The sequence below is a fragment of the Sinorhizobium psoraleae genome (genome assembly GCF_013283645.1).
Lineage (GTDB): Bacteria > Pseudomonadota > Alphaproteobacteria > Rhizobiales > Rhizobiaceae > Sinorhizobium > Sinorhizobium psoraleae.
In genome coordinates this window covers 293,731-311,858 of the sequence record NZ_JABEKV010000002.1, presented here as the reverse complement: position 1 = coordinate 311,858, position 18,128 = coordinate 293,731, and the positions used below count along the sequence as shown (strand labels likewise).

General features: G+C 60.0%; 20 protein-coding genes and 1 tRNA gene. 9 read left to right on the top strand and 12 right to left on the bottom strand.

Going from position 1 to position 18,128, the window contains the following annotated elements:
- Positions 1–23 precede the first annotated feature (23 nt).
- A complete protein-coding gene (locus tag ILFOPFJJ_RS10325) occupies positions 24–1,022 on the top strand; it encodes an ABC transporter substrate-binding protein (RefSeq protein ID WP_173510464.1) in 999 nt (332 codons plus the stop codon).
- Between the two features lie 197 nt (positions 1,023–1,219).
- Entirely contained in the window at positions 1,220–2,107 is an 888-nt protein-coding gene (locus tag ILFOPFJJ_RS10320; RefSeq protein WP_173510463.1) for an ABC transporter permease, read from the top strand.
- A gap of 46 nt (positions 2,108–2,153) precedes the next feature.
- Here ILFOPFJJ_RS10320 and ILFOPFJJ_RS10315 read toward each other — a convergent pair whose 3' ends face one another.
- A complete protein-coding gene (locus tag ILFOPFJJ_RS10315) occupies positions 2,154–3,062 on the bottom strand; it encodes a DMT family transporter (protein WP_173511482.1) in 909 nt (302 codons plus the stop codon).
- A 145-nt stretch (positions 3,063–3,207) separates the two neighbouring features.
- Between ILFOPFJJ_RS10315 and ILFOPFJJ_RS10310 the strand changes: the two genes are divergently transcribed.
- Positions 3,208–3,678: an Lrp/AsnC family transcriptional regulator gene (locus ILFOPFJJ_RS10310; protein ID WP_173510462.1), complete on the top strand. Its 471-nt coding sequence runs from the start codon at positions 3,208–3,210 to the stop codon at positions 3,676–3,678.
- Positions 3,679–3,741: 63 nt separating this feature from the next.
- On the opposite strand, the gene ILFOPFJJ_RS10305 is transcribed toward ILFOPFJJ_RS10310, so the two are convergent.
- Positions 3,742–4,755 (bottom strand): zinc-binding alcohol dehydrogenase family protein, encoded by a 1,014-nt coding sequence (locus tag ILFOPFJJ_RS10305; RefSeq protein WP_173510461.1) that lies wholly within the window; start codon positions 4,753–4,755, stop codon positions 3,742–3,744.
- A 102-nt stretch (positions 4,756–4,857) separates the two neighbouring features.
- Between ILFOPFJJ_RS10305 and ILFOPFJJ_RS10300 the strand changes: the two genes are divergently transcribed.
- Both ILFOPFJJ_RS10300 and ILFOPFJJ_RS10295 read left to right on the top strand, forming a co-directional pair.
- Positions 4,858–5,241, top strand: a complete 384-nt coding sequence (locus ILFOPFJJ_RS10300) for a winged helix-turn-helix transcriptional regulator (protein ID WP_173510460.1) — start codon at positions 4,858–4,860, stop codon at positions 5,239–5,241.
- Between the two features lie 105 nt (positions 5,242–5,346).
- Positions 5,347–6,246, top strand: coding sequence for a diacylglycerol/lipid kinase family protein (locus tag ILFOPFJJ_RS10295; RefSeq protein ID WP_173510459.1), 900 nt, complete (start codon positions 5,347–5,349; stop codon positions 6,244–6,246).
- A gap of 74 nt (positions 6,247–6,320) precedes the next feature.
- Here the strand turns inward: ILFOPFJJ_RS10295 and ILFOPFJJ_RS10290 are convergent, their stop codons facing one another.
- On the bottom strand, positions 6,321–7,829 hold the full coding sequence (locus ILFOPFJJ_RS10290; RefSeq protein WP_173510458.1) for an ArnT family glycosyltransferase: 1,509 nt from the start codon (positions 7,827–7,829) through the stop codon (positions 6,321–6,323).
- Positions 7,822–8,841 carry a glycosyltransferase family 2 protein gene (locus ILFOPFJJ_RS10285; RefSeq protein ID WP_173510457.1) on the bottom strand — a complete coding sequence of 340 codons (1,020 nt, stop codon included), beginning with the start codon at positions 8,839–8,841 and terminating at the stop codon, positions 7,822–7,824. The genes ILFOPFJJ_RS10290 and ILFOPFJJ_RS10285 overlap by 8 nt, the downstream gene beginning before the upstream one ends.
- A gap of 96 nt (positions 8,842–8,937) precedes the next feature.
- Here ILFOPFJJ_RS10285 and ILFOPFJJ_RS10280 point away from each other — a divergent pair, with 96 nt between their 5' ends.
- The gene (locus ILFOPFJJ_RS10280; protein ID WP_173510456.1) at positions 8,938–9,894 is read left to right on the top strand and encodes a lysylphosphatidylglycerol synthase domain-containing protein; all 957 of its coding nucleotides are present in this window, start codon (positions 8,938–8,940) and stop codon (positions 9,892–9,894) included.
- A gap of 1 nt (position 9,895) precedes the next feature.
- On the opposite strand, the gene ILFOPFJJ_RS10275 is transcribed toward ILFOPFJJ_RS10280, so the two are convergent.
- The 4 genes from ILFOPFJJ_RS10275 to ILFOPFJJ_RS10260 form a co-directional block, all read right to left on the bottom strand.
- Positions 9,896–11,398, bottom strand: a complete 1,503-nt coding sequence (locus ILFOPFJJ_RS10275) for an AMP nucleosidase (RefSeq protein WP_173510455.1) — start codon at positions 11,396–11,398, stop codon at positions 9,896–9,898.
- Between the two features lie 157 nt (positions 11,399–11,555).
- Positions 11,556–11,861, bottom strand: coding sequence for a YnfA family protein (locus ILFOPFJJ_RS10270; RefSeq protein ID WP_173511481.1), 306 nt, complete (start codon positions 11,859–11,861; stop codon positions 11,556–11,558).
- Positions 11,862–11,953: 92 nt separating this feature from the next.
- Entirely contained in the window at positions 11,954–12,127 is a 174-nt protein-coding gene (locus ILFOPFJJ_RS10265; protein WP_173510454.1) for a hypothetical protein, read from the bottom strand.
- Between the two features lie 75 nt (positions 12,128–12,202).
- Positions 12,203–12,376, bottom strand: coding sequence for a hypothetical protein (locus ILFOPFJJ_RS10260; protein WP_173510453.1), 174 nt, complete (start codon positions 12,374–12,376; stop codon positions 12,203–12,205).
- Between the two features lie 278 nt (positions 12,377–12,654).
- Here ILFOPFJJ_RS10260 and ILFOPFJJ_RS10255 point away from each other — a divergent pair, with 278 nt between their 5' ends.
- Positions 12,655–13,356, top strand: coding sequence for a glutathione S-transferase N-terminal domain-containing protein (locus tag ILFOPFJJ_RS10255; protein WP_173510452.1), 702 nt, complete (start codon positions 12,655–12,657; stop codon positions 13,354–13,356).
- A 49-nt stretch (positions 13,357–13,405) separates the two neighbouring features.
- On the opposite strand, the gene ILFOPFJJ_RS10250 is transcribed toward ILFOPFJJ_RS10255, so the two are convergent.
- Positions 13,406–13,747, bottom strand: a complete 342-nt coding sequence (locus tag ILFOPFJJ_RS10250; protein WP_173510451.1) for a DUF2147 domain-containing protein — start codon at positions 13,745–13,747, stop codon at positions 13,406–13,408.
- Between the two features lie 603 nt (positions 13,748–14,350).
- Here ILFOPFJJ_RS10250 and ILFOPFJJ_RS10245 point away from each other — a divergent pair.
- Positions 14,351–14,617 (top strand): sel1 repeat family protein, encoded by a 267-nt coding sequence (locus tag ILFOPFJJ_RS10245; RefSeq protein ID WP_173511480.1) that lies wholly within the window; start codon positions 14,351–14,353, stop codon positions 14,615–14,617.
- An 89-nt stretch (positions 14,618–14,706) separates the two neighbouring features.
- Here ILFOPFJJ_RS10245 and ILFOPFJJ_RS10240 read toward each other — a convergent pair whose 3' ends face one another.
- The 3 genes from ILFOPFJJ_RS10240 to ILFOPFJJ_RS10230 all read right to left on the bottom strand — a co-directional run bounded on the left by ILFOPFJJ_RS10240 (position 14,707) and on the right by ILFOPFJJ_RS10230 (position 16,946).
- Entirely contained in the window at positions 14,707–15,831 is a 1,125-nt protein-coding gene (locus ILFOPFJJ_RS10240) for a pyridoxal phosphate-dependent aminotransferase (RefSeq protein WP_173510450.1), read from the bottom strand.
- Positions 15,832–15,943: 112 nt separating this feature from the next.
- A complete protein-coding gene (locus ILFOPFJJ_RS10235) occupies positions 15,944–16,369 on the bottom strand; it encodes a PilZ domain-containing protein (protein ID WP_173510449.1) in 426 nt (141 codons plus the stop codon).
- Positions 16,370–16,589: 220 nt separating this feature from the next.
- Complete coding sequence (locus ILFOPFJJ_RS10230) at positions 16,590–16,946, bottom strand: hypothetical protein (protein ID WP_173510448.1); 357 nt, start codon at positions 16,944–16,946, stop codon at positions 16,590–16,592.
- A 455-nt stretch (positions 16,947–17,401) separates the two neighbouring features.
- On the opposite strand from ILFOPFJJ_RS10230, the gene ILFOPFJJ_RS10225 reads away from it, so the two are divergent.
- Positions 17,402–17,491 (top strand) — tRNA-Ser (locus ILFOPFJJ_RS10225).
- Positions 17,492–18,128 lie beyond the last annotated feature (637 nt).

Genomic DNA, 18,128 nt, shown 5'->3' with positions numbered 1-18,128 from the left:
CCGCCAAACAGAGGGAACTGAAAATGAAAAAATTCCTTGCAACGACATGTCTGGCTGCCGGCCTTCTCGGTCTGGGTAGCGCGGCGTCGGCGGCAGAATGCGGCGACGTGACGATCGCCAACATGAACTGGCAGAGCGCCGAAGTGCTGGCGAGCGTGGACAAGTTCATCCTGACGGAAGGCTATGGCTGCGACGCGGAACTGGTCGTCGGTGATACGGTGCCGACGATCACCTCGATGATCGAGAAGGGCGAGCCGGACATTGCACCGGAAGGCTGGGTCGACCTGCTGCCGGATGTGGTGAACCGCGGCCTCCAGGAAGGCAAGCTCGTCGGTGCTGCTGTTGCGCTTTCGGATGGCGCAGTGCAGGGCTGGTGGGTACCGAAATATATTGTCGATGCCAATCCGGACATCAAGACGATCGACGACGTGCTGAAGCACAAGGAACTCTTCCCGGATCCGGAGGATCCGAGCAAGGGTGCAATCTTCAACGGTCCGCAGGGTTGGGGCGGTACGGTCGTGACGACTCAGCTCTACAAGGCCTACGGCGCCGAGGCAGCGGGCTTCACGCTGGTCGACACCGGTTCAGCCGCCGGCCTCGACGGCTCGATCGCGAAAGCATATGAGCGCAAGCAGGGCTGGGTCGGTTACTACTGGGCTCCGACGGCGCTGCTCGGCAAGTACGAGATGGTCAAGCTCGAACACGGCGTGCCGGGCGATATGGCCGAATGGAAGCGCTGCAACACTGTCGCCGATTGCCCGGATCCGAAGAAGAACGACTGGCCGAAGGACAAGGTTCAGACGCTGGTGACCAAGACCTTTGCCGATCGTGCCGGCCCGGCAATGGAGTATCTTAACACCCGTGCCTGGACGAACGACACGGTCAACAAGCTGATGGCCTGGATGACCGACAATCAGGCGAGCGGTGAAGAAGGTGCGAAGCACTTCCTGGAGGAAAACGAAGACCTCTGGACCAAGTGGGTATCTCCGGAGGTTGCGGAGAAGGTCAAGGCTGCTCTCTGATCGACTCTTTCCAACGAACGGCGCGCGCAAAGCGCGCCGTTCTCGTTTCAGAAGCGCACGATTTCGTTCACCGCATGTCGGTTTGAGAATAAGATTGCGCAGCTCCATTGGTTACACGGCGCATCGAGCGTTTGTGGGTCGGCGGTGAAAAAAAGGAAAGATGAGCCGCCTGGAAGAGTGCGAAGGGGAATGAAGACATGGAATGGCTGACCAAATTTCCGCATATGGACGATGACCGGCTTCGAGAGCTGAAGAAAGTGATCGACGAGGGTTTCCGGGCATTCACACGCGCCTATGGCGACGGCATCGAGTCTTTCTTCGAACCGCTGCAGTTCTTTCTGATCCACTCCGAGCGGTTCATGACGCGGACGCCGTGGCCGATCATTCTGATCCTGATCGCCGTCATCGCCTGGTTCGCCAGCCGCAACTGGAAGATCGTTGCCGGATGCATGGGTACGCTTCTCCTCATCGGCTATTTCGACATGTGGGACGACACGATGAAGACGATCTCGATGATCTTCGTCTGTACCGTTCTGTCGATTGCGGTCGGCATACCGATCGGCATCATAATGTCGCGCTCGGATCGCTTTCAGAACATCGTCAATCCGGTGCTTGACGTCATGCAGACGATGCCAAGCTTCGTCTATCTCATCCCGGTCGTCATGCTGCTCGGCATCGGCAAGGTTCCTGGCCTGATCGCCGTGGTCATTTACGCCATCCCGCCGATGATCCGCCTCACCAATCTCGGTATTAGGCTTGTCGACAAGGATGTGCTCGAGGCGGCGGATGCCTTTGGTTCGTCGAGCTGGCAGAAGCTGAAGAACGTGCAGATGCCGCTTGCCCTGCCCACGATCATGGCCGGCATCAACCAGACGATCATGATGGCGCTCGCCATGGTCGTGATTGCCTCGATGATCGGCGTTCAAGGGCTGGGCCAGCCGGTATTGAAGGCGATCGCAAACCAGTATTTCACGCTCGGCATCTTCAATGGCCTCGCCATTGTCGGCATCGCAATCATCTTCGATCGCGTCAGCCAGGCCTATGGTCATCGCCTGCAGAGACATCGCGAGATCGTTCACGGCTAACAGAGAACGGCCCGGACCTAAAGCTTCCGGGCCGTTCTATGCAATCTCAAGCCTGCCTAGGGGAGAGAATGCCGGTCGAGAGTGCAACGCCAGCCGAGGTGATGACCGCGGCCACGATCTCGTACGGACCGATCGTTTCGCCAAGCAACGCTGCACCGCCGAACATGGCAAGCACGGGCGTCAAGGCGGTGAAGGCGGCCGCTTGCGTGCCGCCTAGGCGACGGACCGCAAAGCCATAGGCAACCGTCGCCGCGAGCCCCGAGAGAACGCCCTGACTCAAGACCTGGAGGCCGATCTCGCCGAGCGGGACGCTCGCAAGCGTGCTGCCGAAGACCCATGCCAAGGCGAGGTGGATCAGAAACGACCAGACGGCAATCAGGGCGCTGCCTTCGACGGCGCTCAGACCTGAGCGCCGGAACGCGTGGGTATAGATTGCCCAAAGGGTCGCGGCCGCGGGCAGCAGCCCATAGCCCGTCCAGGCGGATGGATCCGATGCGCCGAGACTGCGGCCAAGCAGGATAGCGACGCCGACGACGATGGCGGAAAAACCGATTATGCGCATGCGGTCGGGGCGCTCCTGGAAAAACACGACGCCGATCAACGCCGCGGCGAGCGGCATCGAGCCGCCGAGCAGAATACCGACGGATGAAGCAGGCGTTGCGTGGATGGCGAAGGCGGCCACCTGGAAAAACACAGCGCCCGACCCCGCGACCATCAGAACGAGAAGGGAAAGCGGCAACGCCTTGGGCAAGAGCCCCGTCTTCAGCCAGACCGGGGCGAGTACCAGCGCCGGTATTCCGTAGCGAATGAGCCCGAGGTCGATCGTCCCGATTGCCGTCGCGGCGGTGTGCCGCGTGGCGAGAATCCAGGTCGCCCAAATCATCACGGTGATAAACGCGCCGGCATGGCCGGCGGCGGGTGCGGCGGAGCCGCGATCGAGAGCGAGCGCAACCATTTTCATGTTCCTTCCCGAAGGGGTTTGCGAAAGAGGATCGGGAAGAAATTAGCGCCGGGTGCGGGGGTATGTCCTTGCTATCTCCGCCTCACAACCCGTATGATTGGCAACAATCTGCCAATTTGCCGCCATTGAGTTTCTGAATATGCCAAAGCTGGACAAATTCGATATCGCCATCCTGAAGATTCTCCAGGAGGATGCGCGAGCGACCAATGTCGAGATTGCGGAACGGGTCAACCTGTCGCCGTCACCCTGTCTGAGGCGCATTCGCAATCTCGAAAAATCCGGTGTCCTGCGCGGCTATCGCGCCGACATCGATCGCAAGGAGGTCGGCCTTGGCCTTACGGTGTTCGTCGAGATCAAGGTTGGCCATCACAGCCAGGAGAACGCACGCCGCCAGCAGGAATCGCTGCTCGCCATTCCCGAGGTGGTCTCGTGCTTTCTGATTTCCGGCAATGCCGATTTCCTGGCGGAGGTCGTGGTCGAGGATCTCTCGGCCTATGAGAAGCTCTTGACTGAAACCCTGCTGGCATTGCCGGGCGTGACAGATATCCGATCGAATTTCGCCATCCGCTCCATCAAGACGGGCGGTCCGCTGAAGCTGCCGTCGCTGTAGCGAAGGATTTCCCGCGGCACTGACTGCCGCGGGAAGGCTGCGCGCCCCTTTCGAAACGTCTGCTCAAAACCCTTCCAGAACGAGCTTGCCGCGCGTGCGGCCGGTCTCGATCATTTGATGCGCCTTCCTGAGCGTGGCCGCGTTGATGGGACCCAGCGTTTCCGTCAAGGTCGTGCGGATCTTGCCGCTGTCGACCAGTTCCGCGACACGGTTGAGCAGGTTGTGCTGCTCGATCATGTCTGGCGTTTTGAACATCGGACGGGCAAACATCATCTCCCAGTGCGTCGATACAGCTTTGCGCTTGAACGGCATGACATCGAGCACAGGAAGATCATCGATCAGGGCGAACCGGCCCTGCGGTGCAATCAGCTTGACGATTTCGCCGATATGCTTGTCGGTATTGGTGGTTGAGAAGACGAAGGCAGGCGCGCCAAGCGCCAACTGCTCGATCTCGGTGGCAAGCGGGCGCCCGTGGTCGAGTACCTGATGGGCGCCGAGCTTCAGCACCCAGTCGCGGGTTTCGGGTCGAGAGGCGGTTGCGATCACGGTGAGGTTCGTCAACGCGCGCAACAATTGGATCGCGATCGATCCGACGCCGCCGGCGCCGCCGATGATCAACACGGCATTGGCAGCCCCCGGCACCGGATCACTGACCTTCAAACGGTCGAACAGCGTTTCCCAGGCGGTGATCGCGGTCAGCGGCAGCGCGGCGGCCTCGGCAAAGCCGAGCGACTTCGGCTTTCGGCCGACGATGCGCTCGTCCACCAGATGAAACTCGGCATTGGTGCCTGGCCGGTCGAGTGCGCCGGCGTAGAATACTTCGTCCCCCACTTGGAACAGTGTGACTTTCGGGCCGACGGCCTTGACGACGCCGGCAGCGTCCCAGCCGAGAACCTTCGGCTGGTTCGACTCCGGCTGAACGCCGGCGCGCACTTTCGTGTCGACGGGATTCACGGAGACCGCCTTGATCTCGACCAGAAGATCGCGATCCTCCGGCGAGGGCACAGGCAGATCGACGTCGATCAGGGCGGTTTCGGCGGTGATGGCTTGCGGTATCCTGTAGGCGACGGCACGCATCGAATGCTCCTTTGCAGAATTGAACAGGAGCTACATGAGCATTATAGTCGATAAGCACAAGAATGCACAAATTTGGCTCATAGTGTCGAAAAGGATACTGTTATGTCCAGGCCGCGCGCGAAACTGACGAACACATTCCCGGGTTGCCCGGTGGAATCGACGCTGAGCTTCATCGACGGCAAATGGAAGGGGGTCATCCTCTATCACCTGATGCTCGCGGGCACGTTGCGCTTCAACGAGTTGCGGCGGAGATTGCCAAGCGTGACGCAGCGGATGCTGACCAAGCAGTTGCGCGAACTGGAGGAGGCGGGGCTTCTGTCACGCACTGTTTTTCCGGTCGTCCCGCCGCGCGTCGACTACGCCTTGACGCCCAGGGGAGAAAGCTTGAGGCCAGTGATCATGGCGCTGAAAGCCTGGGGCGATGAAAATGTCCTTTGCGACGGCGATCGTATGACGCTGAAACCGCTCGAAAACCGATCGGCTTAGCGAGCCAAATTCGAGGACGCCTGACCGGCTCCTCTGGAAACCCTCCTCATCGCGCTTATCTGTGACCTACATGTTTGATCGAGGTCCGGGAGAAAACGACGTTTCATGAAAGTCAAAGCCATCTTCAATCGAGATGGGGGAACATTCCGTACGACGGATATGGAGGCCTACGGACGGTGGGTGGAAGAGGTCTTTCGCGGTGCCGGACATCAGATCGAAGTCGTCGCTGTCGGGGCCGGTGACATGCGCGATATGCTGGAAAGAACCTGCCGCCGTGACGATCTCGATGCGATTGTCGCCGGCGGCGGCGACGGTACGATTTCGGCGGCTGCCGGCGTCGCGTGGAAAAACCGCATGCCGCTCGGCGTCATCCCGGCTGGGACGATGAACCTTTTCGCGCGCTCGTTGAAACTGCCGCTCGACATCTGGAAGGCGCCGGAGGTCCTTGCTTATGGCAGGATCATCGATGGCGACATCGGCAGCGCGGACGGCCGCGCCTTCGTTCATCAGTTTTCGATGGGCTTGCATGCCCGCCTGGTACGCTATCGCGAATCCTACCGTTTCGCCTCAAGGCTCGGAAAGATCAGCGCAAGCACGCGTGCGGCGATCGGCGTGATTTTCAACCCCCCGGATTTTGAGATCGAGTTCGATGCCGACGGTCACCGGGAGCGCCGGCATGTTTCGGCCATTTCGGTCTCGAACAATCACTTCGGCCATGCCACCTTGATGTACGCCGATGACGTGACGAGCGGGCATCTCGGTTTCTACACGGCGCCGCCGCTGAAACCGGCCGGGGTCGCGAAACTTGCCTTCGATATCCTGCGCGGCAAGTTCCGCGCGAGCCCCTTGATCACCGAGATGAGCGCCATCGCTGTCGATCTGCACTTCCCGAAGGTGGACAGAAAGATTAATTGCGTCATTGACGGCGAGCTTCTGCCGATGGGACGTGACGTGGCACTGCGCGTCCATCCCGGCGAACTGAAGCTGCTGGTCGGCAATCAGTAGATGCAGCCGCCTTGAAAGGACGCAGTTTCGAGCGGAAAGCCGTTGCATACTTTCCTGGAGCTGCTCCGGCAGGGTTATTGTCCGGCGACGGTGCCTTGTTCCCCGATCCAGATGTAGCTGAAACCGTATCGCTGCGAATCGCGACCGTAGAGATAGGGTAGGGCTAGCGAGCGTGGTGACATTCCTGTCTCCGGGACGTTGAAAGCCTTCAAGGCCCCTTTCAGAAGCTCCGGAACCGGCTGCGCCTGGGCCTGGCCGTCGCGCCAGACCACCAGAAGCGGTCGTTTGGCCATATCGGCCGCAGGCACATTCGAAAGATGGGGAATGGCAACCAGTGCATCGCGCAATTGTGTGCGGATATTGCCTGCCAGCTGCTTGTCGCCCGTCAGAACGAGCGCTGGCTGCTTGCCTTCGCTCTGCGCGACGGCTTCGACAAATGCTCCGTAAGGAATGTTCAGCCTTGAATAATCTCCGTACCAGGGCCGCACGATGACCCGGGCCGAGACGACCGTGAGCGCGCCGACGGCGATGATTCCGACCAGCAGGAAGAATCGGCCGAGATGGCCCGACAAATCGATCTTCGCCGCCTCGATCTTGAGACAGAGATAGAGCGGAAGCAGGACGAGAAAAAGGACCAGCCATTTCTCGCGAACATGCGTCGCCGCTACGCCTAGAATGATCAGCAGAACGGCAAGGAGGCACAGCAAAATCATGCGTCCGACGATCCGGGTCCACTGGCTTTCGGCCCGCCAGATCAGCCGGATCTTGGCGCGAAAGACAAGGCCAAAGAGGAGCAGCGTGACGATGCTGCCGCCGATGATCGCCGAGCCGAGCGCCAGGACACCGTGGGCCGCCTGCAGGAGCCGCCCCTCCACCTCGCGCTCCTTCATCTCGTTCAAGGTACCGCTCGACGCGGAATCGAGATTCTGAAGCACCCAGTAGCCGTGCGGCAGGACGATGAGGCAGGCAACCACAACGGCTGCCAGCGTCCGCCAATCGAAGATGCGGGCGCGCAGGTCGCGCTCGGGGAGCACGGCAATGATCGCGGCGACCGGCACCAGGACGAAATTGTACTTCGAGATCACGCCGATGCCGACGGCGGCCCCGGTGAGCAGATAGGAAAGGAGGCTCGGTCGCGTGAGTGTCCGCAGGAAGCCGTAAAGGAACAGCGATACGGCGAAAAGCGCGGCGACGGTGTGCGAAAGATCACGCTGCGCCAGCAGGAAAACCGGCGGCAACGTCAGCACACCGAGCATCGCGGTCGCCGAAAGCCGCCGATCGGCGAGGACGAGGCGTGCGGCGAGCCCGTAAAAGAGGCAGCAAAGGAACAGGAGCCCGTTTTTGAGGATCGTCATGGTCGCAAGCGACGTGCCGAGCAGTTGGCCCAAGCCGTATTGCAGCCAGTTGTAGAATGGAGGCTGCGGTCCGTAACCCAGTTGCAGGAACTGCGACAGATAAGCCTGTTCCGCCTCGTCGATCTCGAGGGAGTTGGAAACGGCAAGGCGCAGCAGGACGCACAGCAGGAAATAACCCGAAACGGCAAGGAAGACCGTGTCCGGGCGTCGATTGACGGTGTCAAGCATCGGCTTGTTCCTGCTCGAAGACCTGGCGCACGATGTAGCTTGTCGTCTCGTCGTCGCGGAAATAGGCGCGGGCCATCATCTCCGACAGTATGCCCGTGGTGATGAGCTGGATCGACGACAGGAACAGCATTACACCAACCATCAGCATCGGGCGTGTGCCGATGTCGTTGCCGAGGATGAATTTGTCGATGGCCAGATAGAAGAGGATAAGTGCGCTCAAACCGCCGGTCGCAAGCCCGATGGATCCGAAAAAGTGGCCGGGGCGCGCCTTGTAGCGCATGAAGAAGAGCACGGCCAAAAGGTCGAGTATGACGCGGAAAGTGCGTGAGATGCCGTATTTCGATGCACCGAAATGGCGGGCATGATGGGTGACTGGCATCTCGCCGATCCGGCTGCTGGGCACGACACCGGCGACCCATGCAGGGATGAAGCGGTGCATCTCGCCCATCAGCTTGACTTGCTTGATGATCGAGGCGCGATAGACCTTCAGGCTGCACCCGTAGTCGTGGAGCTTGACCCCGGTGATCTTGCCGATCAGCCGGTTGGCGCACCACGAGGGAATTTTCCTGAGCAGCAGTCCGTCCCGGCGGTTTTTTCTCCACCCGACGAGCAGGTCCAGTTGGCGTTCCTCGATCGCCACGACCATGCGCGGAATGTCATTGGGGTCATTCTGCAGGTCGCCGTCGAGTGTCGCGATCAATCGTCCGGAGGCCGCATCGATACCGGCCTGCATGGCGGCAGTCTGACCGAAATTCTTCTGCAGTTCGATGATCTTCAGCCTCAGGTCCGGGCGGAAGAGTTCGGCGCGGGCATTCGGTAGCGTGCGGTCGGTGCTGCCGTCATCCACAAGGATCAGTTCCCACGACTTGCTGAAGCCGGCCATTGCGTCGTGAATGCGTGTGACGAGCGGCCCGACGCTGTCCTCTTCGTTGAACACGGGGACGACGACGGACAGCTCGATGGCCTCCAATTTATCGGCAAGCGCCGCCATGGGTTCTTCAGTGTGGTTCAAGGATGATCTCCGGCGTACTGTCGCAGGTTTTCTTGCACAGTTAACGGTGATAACCAACGTCGAATTGCGTGGTTCAGCACAGGAAATCGGCATCGGATGAATTCGGACTGGCAGTTCAGTCAGCGATCGTGGCTTGCACGCAACCGCATGATGCTGATTTCCGTAGTCGCGATCGCGGCCTACGCGATCTTCGTCGAATGGGTTTGGGGCTGGTCGACCCTGATGCGCCAGTGGGCCGAGATTGGCATCGGGGCCGTGCTTGCCGCGCTCGCCCTACTGATCTCCACCTATTTCATCCGCTGCTACCGCATCTATGATTATTTCCCGGGACATACCGCAGGCCGCTTCCTGCCTTTGTTTCGCGTTACACAGGTCCACAATCTGCTCAACATCATGTTGCCGTTTCGCGCAGGCGAAACGAGCTTCCCTCTGCTGATGCGCTCCGAATTCGGCGTGCCGCTCGTGCACGGCACATCGGCGCTGCTCGTCATGCGGCTGCTCGATCTGCATGCCTTGCTGACGGTTGCCACCATCGGCCTCGTGATCGAGAGGAGCGATGCGTCGATCGGCTGGCTCGTTTGGACGTTCGCATTCTTCTCGCCGCTCGCATTCTTCCTGCTGAAGGGAAGGGTTCTTGCGCTTGCGCGGCATTTGGCTCGGGGGAGGCTTGCGACCGTGCTGGATGAAGTGGAGGCAGGCCTCCCGGACAACATGCCAGGATTTCTGCGTGCATGGGCGATGACCATTCTGAACTGGGCTGTCAAGGTCGTGGTTCTCGCCTGGGTGCTTGCCATTATGGGCGTGGCGCCGCTTGCTGCCAGCTTCGGCGGTGCTCTTGGCGGCGAGCTCTCCTCTGTGCTGCCGGTTCATGCACCGGCGGGGGTTGGAACCTACCCGGCGGCGATTGCGGCCGGAGCGATTTCCTTCGGAGCGCCTGGCGGTCGCGACGCACTTGAACTGCTCGGCCGAGCCAGCGTCAATGCACATCTGCTCGTCATCGTCTCGGCAGTCGCCGGTACAATGCTGTCGCTCCTGCTGCGGCGGAAAGCGTGATCTACTGGAACGAGGTCTCGTAGAAGCTTCGGAGCTTGCGCGAATGCAGTTTCTCCGGCGGCATCGCCGCGAGCTTCTGCAAGGCCAGGATGCCGATCTTCAGATGCTGACTGATCTGCGTCCGGTAAAATGCGCTCGCCATGCCGGGCAGCTTCAACTCGCCGTGCAGCGGCTTGTCCGACACGCAAAGCAGCGTGCCGTAAGGCACGCGGAAGCGGAAACCGTTGGCCGCGATCGTTGCCGACTCCATGTCGAGCGCGATTGCGCGCGCCTGAGAGAGGCGCTTGACGGGGCCGCGCTGGTCGCGCAGTTCCCAGTTTCGGTTGTCAATCGTCGCGACCGTGCCCGTGCGCATGATCTGCTTGAGATCATACCCCTTATAGCCGGTCACCTCGGCAACGGCGTCCTGCAACGCAACCTGCACCTCCGCGAGCGCCGGCAGCGGGATCCAGACCGGCAGATCGTCATCGAGCACGTGGTCCTCGCGCATATAGGCATGTGCCAGCACATAGTCGCCGAGGCGCTGGCTGTTTCTGAGGCCGGCGCAATGACCGAGCATCAGCCAGACATGCGGGCGCAGCACGGCGATGTGGTCCGTGATCGTCTTGGCGTTAGACGGGCCGACGCCGATGTTGACCATGCTGATGCCGCCATGCCCCTTTTTTTTCAGATGATAAGCCGGCATCTGCGGCAGACGGGAGAGGGTATAGTCGGCATCCGGCTTATCGGCACCTGCCGGGGTCACGATGTTGCCGGGCTCGACGAAGGCGGTGTACCCATTGCCGCCTTCTGCCATCTGCTGCCGGGCCCAGGCGCAGAACTCGTCGACATAAAACTGGTAGTTCGTGAAGAGCACGAAATTCTGGAAATGCGCGGGACTGGTCGCCGTGTAGTGGCTGAGCCGGGCCAGCGAATAATCGATGCGCTGCGCCGTGAACGGAGCGAGCGGCGACGGTTCGCCGGGGCCCGGCTCATAGGAACCGTTGGCGATCTCGTCGTCGGTCGTCGTGAGGTCCGGCGCGTCGAACAGGTCGCGCAGCGGGATGTCAATGGTCTCGGCGGCCGAGGCCTCAACATGAGCGGCCTCGCCGAAGGCGAAATGCAACGGTATCGGTGTCGCCGACTCGGATACGGTGACACCCACACCATGATTGCGCATCAGGTGCCCGAGCTGTTCCTTCAGGTAGTGGCGGAAGAGTTTCGGCCGGGTGATCGTCGTCGTGTAGACACCGGGCGCACTGACGTAGCCGAAGGAAAGCCTGGAATCGACGTGGCCGAAGCTGCTCGTCTCGATGCTGACTTGCGGATAGCAGGCACGGAAACGTGTGAGCGGCGCATCGTTCTTTCCAAGCCCTTCGAACGCCTCGCGGAGGAAGCGGGTGTTGCGTTCGTAGAGAGCCTCCAGGCAATCAACGGCCTCGGCCGGATGCTCGAAGAGTTGCGGCTCGATTGCTTCAGGGGTTGCGATGGAGAGAACGGAGTTTGACGAGATTCGTTTGTTCATGTCGCATTATAAGCTGCGGCTCCTGACAAGCAAACGACAAGATTGCAGGGCTATGCGGAAAAACATGCGCGATTTCCCGTGGCCTCCCTCCAACTATCTGGAATCAAAAGCGCTCGGAGCAGCCCAACTCGGCCTTTCGCATCTTTCGCTTGCACGCTCAGCGCGGGCCCGCGAGGATGATCGCGCTGCCGGCGAGCGCCACCGCGACGCCGGTCACGTCCCAGCGATCCGGGCGCACACCCTCGGCGAGCCAGAGCCAGGCGAGCGAAGCGGCGATATAGACACCGCCATAGGCGGCATAAGCGCGGCCCGCGGCAGCCGCGTCGATCATCGTCAAGAGCCAGGCAAAAAGCGCGAGCGACCCCATGCCGGGCATAAGCCACCAGATGGATTTGCCGAGTTTGAGCCACGCCCAGTAGGCAAAGCACCCGGCGATTTCGGCAAGTGCCGCCGCGAGATAGATTGCGAATGATGCATGGTTTTCCGAATCCTTTCATTGGGAAGGGATCGGAATTTCAGTCCAGGTGCAAGAGGGAGCGGGTCGCGAGCTTGCGGTCAGCTCATGGCTTGACGCTGTAGCGTCACGAAGAGGACGAGGCCGGCACCGTGTTTTCCGATGCCGAGGCCTGCGGCCTTGGTGTAAGCGACCGCCCCGATCGGTGCCATCAGCAGGCTCGTGAGCAAGAGAACCCGGAGCGAGAGAGTAGCGGAAGTGGCGAGAGCGGCCATTTTCGGTTCCTTTGGAGCAATTCCAGGAAAAGTGAATAGCGGTTCTCCGCCCGGAATTGCGTGAGTTTCAGCGATCTAGAGCTTGGCCTGGCAATATTGTGCCGTGTGGGCGGTGCAGTCGGTCAGCGAGCCGAGATAGGTGTTTTGGCGGCGGCGCTGCGTATCGGCACTGACTGCGGCAGCGAGCGTCATCGCGAAGACAACCATCAGCAGACTGATGATGGTGAGGCGCCGAGCGAGAATATCCATGGTTCTGTCCGTTGGCTGGAGGCACGTTGAAAGCGATATTGGCCTTTTTGCACAACCAAACTGAATTTATGCTGAGATGTCCGTTCATCTCCGGTTCATCTTCGCAAGCCGCCGTACTGCATGTCTCCTCAGATCGCAGTGAATTTAGCGGAGACATGCAGCACTTCAGACATGCCACAACGACCGTTGCGCGTCTGAAAAGACGCACGGCGTTGTAGTCTTGCCCGCGGCAGCAGGCATGCCTACCTCTCTACTCTTGCAACCTCAGGAGAAACAGGATGACTGCTCCGATCGAGCTTTATTACTGGCCGACCCCAAACGGCTGGAAGATCACGATCATGCTGGAGGAACTCGGCGTTCCCTACGTGGTCAAATACATCAATATCGGACGAGGCGAACAGTTCGCACCGGATTTCCTGAAGATCGCACCCAACAATCGAATGCCGGCGATCATCGACCCCGATGGTCCGGGCGGCCAGCCGATATCGGTGTTCGAGTCGGGGGCGATCCTGCAATATCTCGGGCGCAAATTCGGCAAGTTTTATCCTGCCGACGAACGTGCCCGCGTCGAAGTCGATCAATGGCTCTTCTGGCAGATGGGCGGCCTCGGCCCTATGGCGGGACAGGCCCATCATTTCCGCCAATATGCTCCGGAGAAGATCGAATACGCGATCAACCGCTATACCAACGAGGCGAACCGTCTGTATGGCGTGATGAACAAGCGTCTTGCCGATAGGCCGTTCCTCGCCGGCGACTATTCCATCGCAGACATGGCCTGCATCGGCTGGGTGATCCCGCACGAGAACCAGGGTCAGGACTTGAATGATTTCCCGAATCTGAAGCGTTGGTTCGAGGCGGTGCTTGCGCGGCCGGCTGTCCAGAAGGCGATCGAAGTGGGCAAGGAGGAGCGCGCCCGCCAGCAGAGCCTGGCCGAGGATCAGGAAGCGCAGAAGATCTTGTTTGGGCAGCGCGCCCGTTGAAACGAAGAGGGGAACCGCGATGAGCGGTGCCCCTCATGATCTCGACGCGTTACAGACGCGTCCAGGTCTGCGATTTGCAAAGCACCTTCAGCACACAGCCTTTCATCTTCAGCGAATTGCCGTTGACTGCACCCGAGCCGCTATAGGTCTTGTCGTTTTCCGGATCGGTGAGTTCGCCGCTATAGCTCCCGTCGGTTCCGGTGAGATTGCCGATGCGCTTGCCCGCGTGCTTTCCGGTTTTCAAGGTAACGCAATATGCGCCGCCGCACGGTGCGATTTCGGCCGTGGCGCCGCTTGCAGTCTTCCAGTTGCCGACGATCGGTTCTGCGGCAATGGCCGAGCAGGCGGTGCCGAAGGCAACGGCCGCTGCGATGAGCAATCTGCGAATCATTCAATTCCTCCGATAAGAAAAGCGGCCGGTATTGTAGCGTGTACCGGCCCAGCCTGAACGCCTCATAACGAGCGGTCTCCCACCGCCGGGCGAAACCGTAGCTTACGCGTACGTAAAGGTAAATATCCGCAACGTCGCTGGAATTGCATTTGTCGCGGGCCGGAGAGCCGCGGAAATTCGGCGAAAGTCGCTGGCTCGACCGATTTATGCTGTTTGTGTGGTTAGCGTTTGGTTGAAATCCGCAGTTGAATATTTCGTAAATTTTGAGGCAAATCCGCGCTATTCCAGGCGATCCGATGCTTAATGAAAGCTCAAGTTTACCAACCGTTTGAACTTTGTTTGCGTCAAATTAAGCATGCATTTTAAGCGAGCATTGAAGGCCGTACGGCATACTTCAATCCATAAGACGAGCGGAGAAAACAACCCGCCGAACCGCCGAAAGCGACACTGCAAAAGACGGTGCGTTTTTCGGAAGGCCCGCAAAGAGGCGCGACTGAACAGGGACAAAAACAAATGCTGATCTGGAGCAAGGTCCGCCCCAAGGGGCGGGCCGCTTCAGCCGGATCAGGCAAGACATCAATCAGGCAAGACAGGGACAAGACAATGGCACGCTTTGAAATGCAGCTCGCTTCGGATGCCGCAATGGGTGGTGAAAACCAAGCGGACGTATTTTGTGAAATGGGCCTGGCCTACGCGACGGGCCGTGGACGGCCGGTCGATCTGGTCGCCGCCCACAAGTGGCTGAACATTGCCGCCATCAAGGGCTCGGACCGCGCCGCGGACCTGCGCGCCGACCTGGCGGCAACGATGAGCAAAACCGATCTAGCCCACGCATTGCGTGCGGCTCGCGAATGGATGACGGTACATTGATGAACGCGCAGGCCGCCGCGCTTCTTTCCCGACCGCGCAGAGACTTTGCGGGGACAACCGGCCGGCCTCCTTGCTCGATCAGTTGAGCACTAGCTGCTCGCTGCCAGACTCCCGAGAACGTCGGGCAGGGCAGCCTCGAGCAGGTTCATTTCAGCCTCGGGTCCGGTGCTGACCCGGATGCAGCGATTGAGCGGGGCAACACCCGGCATGCGGATGAAAACACCGTGATCACTCATTAGGCGGTTGACGATCGCTCGCGCGTGGGTCGCGTCGCGTCCGCAATCGATGGCCACGAAATTGGTGGCCGACGGCAATGGTTTGAGCCCGTTGTCGCGCGCTATCGCAGAGATTCGATCGCGTGACTCCGTTATCCTCGCAATGACTTGCCTGAGGTAGTGCTGGTCGGCGAGAGCAGCAATCGCTGCGGCCACGCCGACACGATTCATTCCGAAATGATTGCGGATCTTGTCGAACGCCGCGGCCGTGCCGGGCGTCGCAAGCGCGTAGCCGACGCGCGATCCGGCAAGGCCATAGGCCTTGGAAAAGGTGCGCGTGCGTACGACGTTCGGCTTGTCGCTCAAGCTGTCGATCGTCGGTATCGATTCCGGCGGCGCGGTTTCGCTATAGGCTTCGTCGAGGATGAGCAGCGTCGTTTCCGGCAAGGCATGTGCAAATTCGACGATTCGATCGGCCGGCCACCAGCTCCCCATCGGGTTGTCCGGGTTGGCGAAGTAGACGAGCGGTGCGTTCTCGCGCTTGACGGCGGCGAGCAAGCCATCGAGATCCTCCCTGTCGCCGACATAAGGAACTGTGACCAGGCGCCCGCCGTGCCCGGCGACATGATAGTTGAATGTAGGATAGGCTCCGAACGACGTCACGACCGGCATGCCGGGCTCGATGATAAGGCGGACGATCTGGCCGAGCAGTCCGTCTATGCCTTCGCCAATGGCAATGTTGGCGGGAGAAATTCCCAGATGCCCGGCGAGGGCATGCCTCAAGTCGTGGTTTTCGGGGTCGGCATATTTCCACGTCTCGCCGGCCGCTTGCTGCATGGCGAGCAGCACCGAATTTGCCGGACCGAATCCGCTTTCATTGGCGCCGATGCGTGCCGCGACCTTACGGCCGCGCTGACGCTCAATCGCTTCAGGCCCAACGAAGGGGATGGTTGCTGGCAAAGACTGGATAAGCGGCGTGAAGCGTGAGAATGCGGACATGCGAGAAACTGAACCCCGTTCGAACAAAACGCCGCGGAACTTATCGCATATGTGCGGGAATCGGAATCGATTTTGCGGAAAAGATCGACCTGCCTGCACCTCAGGCACGGCGTTACTCGACGAAGCCCCAGTTGACGGATGCAGGACGACGCGAAACCGACGCCAGACCGGATTGAGTCTTCCTGTTCTGACCGGTGAAAAACTCGCCGCGCACGATTTCGTGCAGGAATGCCTCGTCGATCGCCTTGATGAATTGCACGCCGATGCGCTCTCCCTTGCGGTAGACTTCGGCGCATCCGATGCGAAATTTCGTCCCGACGATATGGAGATAATAGTGCTGCGATAGCCCAATCGTCGTGCTCACGGAAAAGCTCGCTCCGCCGCGCGAGATGTCGATCATTTTGCAGGCGCGTATGGAGACGCCGCCGAGCGCCGGCCGCACCGACATCAGCGTGCCGGCCTGGCCGATCGAAAAGCGCTCGTATCGACGCTCGTAGAGCAGCGAGGGCGCGAGCGAATACATGGTCGACTGCAGCATGCGTCATACTCCGGAAGCCCCGCATGAAGCGGCGATTGCGTTTCCACGAAGCCCGGACAAGTCATTTGCCGGTGCCTCCCACTGCCTGCAAAAGGCAGGAGGGCTTCTCAACAGTCTCCAGCGGGAAACTTGCAATCCCTTGAAGGCAATCGATAAGAATCTAATGAGCTTGCTTAATTGAGTGACGCCGCAAGTTCCCGACGGGAACGTCGCGTGGCGCTTAGAGGCCGCCGCTGGAAAATTGCAACCGGATCAGCCGGCGCAGAAAGTCTTGGGCAAGTAGCATATTGAAGCGCACGCCAAGCTCCGTGCCGCTACGATGGACCTCGGCGCAGCCGATCTCCTCTTTGAAGCCGTCGATTTCCAGGAAGAAGTGCTTCGGCAGCATGATTGCGGCATTGAAGTCGAGCATCGCGCCACTAATCGAGATATGCCGAAGCAGGCATTGATATTTGGTCTTCGCCTTCAGTTGCTTACCGATCACGAGGATGCGGCATGGACGCTCGATGAAATAATGCTGGTACACGGCCGCGGCTTGGCCGGGCTTTGCCAGCGCGACATGCATGATCATCGACATCGCAGCCTCCGAAAATGCCGATTCTTCTATCCACCACGCGTTGCGGTCGGCTTCCGCCGGAATGACCGCTCGACAGCGTGGCGGCTATTTTCCGTGGACGGCCTTGCTTCGGCCTTGCGAAGGCGGCGCCATTTGCGAGAGCTTCGGATTTTCGCGAGGCCGAACGTTGTCTCGCCGGCAAGAGCAATATTTCCCCAGGATCCACGACCCGCGAGCGCCGGCGCCCGGATACTCCAAACACGGGTGCACGCGCCAATATATGAGATCGGTCGTTGCCTCGAAGGTGTTGGGCCTATTCCCGAGACGCAGCCCGACGAAGCTGCCCATGGCGCGTGTTCATGCGTCCTGACAATGCGTCGACCAATGCGCCGCCAAGGATGAAAATCGTGTGATTTCCTGAAATCTGACAAAAAAATCTTGCATTGATGACGCGGTGACACTAGTCAGGCGCTAACGGAGAGGTGGCCGAGTGGTCGAAGGCGCTCCCCTGCTAAGGGAGTATACCGGAAACGGTATCGAGGGTTCGAATCCCTTCTTCTCCGCCATCTTATCGTCCGCCTATAGCGGCTCGCGGATTTTTCATTCCGACAAGGACTCTTTGCAAGGCGCTTAGTCTGCGCGTACGCAAACGCTCCGTCCTTCCAGTCTTCCTTTCATCGTTCACCTGTCCCGGCAAGTCGGCCGGTTCCCTGAAGAATCGGCGAGGTCCTTAGGCTCGAAAGATTCGCGAATCTGGCTTGTTGATTCTCCTGTGAATCGGCGAAAAAGCTCCCGCGGCCACTTCGCGTAGCGGCTCCTGGGCGACATCTTGTTTGTGAGAAGACCGGGAGGCGGGACCGCGGATGCCCGGTTTTGCCCCCCTTTTCGGCCATTTTCTGCCCCTTTCTGAGACAGGCGGCTCGCTCCGCCTCCATGATAACCCCCTGTGGCAAAAGGATTTTCTTAACGCTTTGTTAATTCTCTCGGGTGGTCTGAGGCGATTTTGTGTCGTTTCAGCAACAGGGATCAGGGAAGGGCAGCGCAAAGGAGGTGATCTGGTAAGTTGGTCGTTGCGTGCCCCACCCGGTTTTGTATTTTCAACTCCGGAAGCAAGGGCGGTTGATCGTCCGACTTCTTGAACGTTGGGGATGGGGCAGGGAACGCTGTCCTTCAGCAAAGAAACCCAGACCCGTTTGAAACTTT

Bases quoted from the DNA above. Each gene is read 5' to 3' on its own strand.
- ILFOPFJJ_RS10295 (WP_173510459.1), top strand. From the start codon at position 5,347: ATGAAAGTCAAAGCCATCTTCAATCGAGATGGGGGAACATTCCGTACG.
- ILFOPFJJ_RS10235 (WP_173510449.1), bottom strand. From the start codon at position 16,369: ATGCTGCAGTCGACCATGTATTCGCTCGCGCCCTCGCTGCTCTACGAG.
- ILFOPFJJ_RS10240 (WP_173510450.1), bottom strand. From the start codon at position 15,831: ATGTCCGCATTCTCACGCTTCACGCCGCTTATCCAGTCTTTGCCAGCA.
- ILFOPFJJ_RS10255 (WP_173510452.1), top strand. From the start codon at position 12,655: ATGACTGCTCCGATCGAGCTTTATTACTGGCCGACCCCAAACGGCTGG.
- ILFOPFJJ_RS10305 (WP_173510461.1), bottom strand. From the start codon at position 4,755: ATGCGTGCCGTCGCCTACAGGATACCGCAAGCCATCACCGCCGAAACC.
- ILFOPFJJ_RS10315 (WP_173511482.1), bottom strand. From the start codon at position 3,062: ATGGTTGCGCTCGCTCTCGATCGCGGCTCCGCCGCACCCGCCGCCGGC.
- ILFOPFJJ_RS10280 (WP_173510456.1), top strand. From the start codon at position 8,938: ATGAATTCGGACTGGCAGTTCAGTCAGCGATCGTGGCTTGCACGCAAC.
- ILFOPFJJ_RS10260 (WP_173510453.1), bottom strand. From the start codon at position 12,376: ATGGATATTCTCGCTCGGCGCCTCACCATCATCAGTCTGCTGATGGTT.
- ILFOPFJJ_RS10230 (WP_173510448.1), bottom strand. From the start codon at position 16,946: ATGTCGATGATCATGCATGTCGCGCTGGCAAAGCCCGGCCAAGCCGCG.
- ILFOPFJJ_RS10265 (WP_173510454.1), bottom strand. From the start codon at position 12,127: ATGGCCGCTCTCGCCACTTCCGCTACTCTCTCGCTCCGGGTTCTCTTG.
- ILFOPFJJ_RS10250 (WP_173510451.1), bottom strand. From the start codon at position 13,747: ATGATTCGCAGATTGCTCATCGCAGCGGCCGTTGCCTTCGGCACCGCC.
- ILFOPFJJ_RS10320 (WP_173510463.1), top strand. From the start codon at position 1,220: ATGGAATGGCTGACCAAATTTCCGCATATGGACGATGACCGGCTTCGA.
- ILFOPFJJ_RS10310 (WP_173510462.1), top strand. From the start codon at position 3,208: ATGCCAAAGCTGGACAAATTCGATATCGCCATCCTGAAGATTCTCCAG.
- ILFOPFJJ_RS10325 (WP_173510464.1), top strand. From the start codon at position 24: ATGAAAAAATTCCTTGCAACGACATGTCTGGCTGCCGGCCTTCTCGGT.
- ILFOPFJJ_RS10245 (WP_173511480.1), top strand. From the start codon at position 14,351: ATGGCACGCTTTGAAATGCAGCTCGCTTCGGATGCCGCAATGGGTGGT.
- ILFOPFJJ_RS10300 (WP_173510460.1), top strand. From the start codon at position 4,858: ATGTCCAGGCCGCGCGCGAAACTGACGAACACATTCCCGGGTTGCCCG.
- ILFOPFJJ_RS10275 (WP_173510455.1), bottom strand. From the start codon at position 11,398: ATGAACAAACGAATCTCGTCAAACTCCGTTCTCTCCATCGCAACCCCT.
- ILFOPFJJ_RS10290 (WP_173510458.1), bottom strand. From the start codon at position 7,829: ATGCTTGACACCGTCAATCGACGCCCGGACACGGTCTTCCTTGCCGTT.